The 2,193-nt window shown below is 57.7% G+C and carries 2 rRNA genes; both read right to left on the reverse strand.

From position 1 onward, the window contains the following. Positions 1-2: 2 nt before the first annotated feature. Positions 3-119 (reverse strand): 5S ribosomal RNA (rrf, locus tag CFP66_RS46800). A gap of 78 nt (positions 120-197) precedes the next feature. Further along, positions 198-2,193, reverse strand: a 23S ribosomal RNA gene (locus tag CFP66_RS46805); the annotation flags it as partial.

Genomic DNA, 2,193 nt, shown 5'->3' on the forward strand with positions numbered 1-2,193 from the left:
AATGTCGGCGGCGACCTACTCTCCCACACCCTAACGAGTGCAGTACCATCGGCGCTGGAGGGCTTAGCTTCCGGGTTCGGGATGGGACCGGGCGTACCCCCTCCGCCATAACCACCGACAACACTATCAAATTATAAAACAAACATGTGGATGCGATTATGCGCTCAGGGTCGCACAGTGGATGCAAACAACTCGTCATGAACAAGCCCTCGGCCTATTAGTACCAGTCAACTCCACCCCTCACAGGGCTTCCATCTCTGGCCTATCAACCCAGTGGTCTGCTGGGGGCCTTAACCACGCAAGGTGGTGGGAGACCTCATCTTGGAACAGGCTTCCCGCTTAGATGCCTTCAGCGGTTATCCCTTCCGAACATAGCCAACCAGCCATGCCCCTGGCGGGACAACTGGCACACCAGAGGTTCGTCCGTCCCGGTCCTCTCGTACTAGGGACAGCCTTCCTCAAGTCTCCTGCGCGCGCGGCGGATAGGGACCGAACTGTCTCACGACGTTCTAAACCCAGCTCGCGTACCGCTTTAATGGGCGAACAGCCCAACCCTTGGGACCTACTCCAGCCCCAGGATGCGACGAGCCGACATCGAGGTGCCAAACCATGCCGTCGATATGGACTCTTGGGCAAGATCAGCCTGTTATCCCCGGGGTACCTTTTATCCGTTGAGCGACACCCCTTCCACAAGGTGGTGCCGGATCACTAGTCCCGACTTTCGTCCCTGCTCGACCTGTCAGTCTCACAGTCAAGCTCCCTTGTGCACTTACACTCAACACCTGATTGCCAACCAGGCTGAGGGAACCTTTGGGCGCCTCCGTTACATTTTGGGAGGCAACCGCCCCAGTTAAACTACCCACCAGGCACTGTCCCTGAACCAGATCATGGCCCGAGGTTGAGACACCCAATTCGACCAGAGTGGTATTTCAACAATGACTCCACAACCACTAGCGTGGCCACTTCACAGTCTCCCACCTATCCTACACAAGCCGAACCGAGCACCAATACCAAGCTATAGTAAAGGTCCCGGGGTCTTTCCGTCCTGCCGCGCGTAACGAGCATCTTTACTCGTAGTGCAATTTCGCCGAGTCTGTGGTCGAGACAGCGCCCAAGTCGTTACGCCATTCGTGCAGGTCGGAACTTACCCGACAAGGAATTTCGCTACCTTAGGATGGTTATAGTTACCACCGCCGTTTACTGGCGCTTAAATTCTCCGCTTCGCCCCCAAAGGGACTAACAGGTCCTCTTAACGTTCCAGCACCGGGCAGGCGTCAGTCCGTATACATCGTCTTGCGACTTCGCACGGACCTGTGTTTTTAGTAAACAGTCGCTTGGGCCTGGTCTCTGCGGCCGGCCACCCCTAGCTCGCGAAGAGCTTCAGAGCAACCGGCCCCCCTTCTCCCGAAGTTACGGGGGCATTTTGCCGAGTTCCTTAACCACAGTTCACTCGATCGCCTTAGTATTCTCTACCTGACCACCTGTGTCGGTTTAGGGTACGGGCCGCAACAGCACTCGCTAGAGGCTTTTCTCGACAGCATGGGATCATCCTACTTCGCCTCAATCGGCTACGCGTCACCTCTCACCCTTCACGACACCCGGATTTACCTGGATGTCGGGCTACAGGCTTACACCAGGACTACCACCGCCTGGCGGGACTACCCTCCTGCGTCACCCCATCGCTTGCCTACTACCGGATCGGATCCCACGCTCCCCCGACCCCGATCACCCCGAAGGGATCACAGGCGGGTTCGGATGGTTAGCATCACCGGCCCCAGCACGGGCGCACTATCACGGGCACGGGAATATCAACCCGTTGTCCATCGACTACGCCTGTCGGCCTCGCCTTAGGTCCCGGCTCACCCTGGGCGGATTAACCTGGCCCAGGAACCCTTGGTCATTCGGCGGCAGAGGTTCTCACTCTGCATTCGCTACTCATGCCTGCATTCTCACTCGCACACCCTCCACCCCTGGGTCACCCCGAAGCTTCACCGGATGCACGACGCTCCCCTACCCAACACCACGACTACACCCACACCCCAAAAGATGTAAGCGGATCTCAAATGATGTTGCCACGGCTTCGGCGGTGCGCTTGAGCCCCGCTACATTGTCGGCGCAGGACCACTTGACCAGTGAGCTATTACGCACTCTTTAAAGGGTGGCTGCTTCTAAGCCAACCTCCTGGTTGTCTGG

Origin of the sequence: Pseudonocardia sp. MH-G8 (assembly GCF_002262885.1) — a bacterium.
In the GTDB taxonomy this organism is placed as follows: domain Bacteria; phylum Actinomycetota; class Actinomycetes; order Mycobacteriales; family Pseudonocardiaceae; genus Pseudonocardia.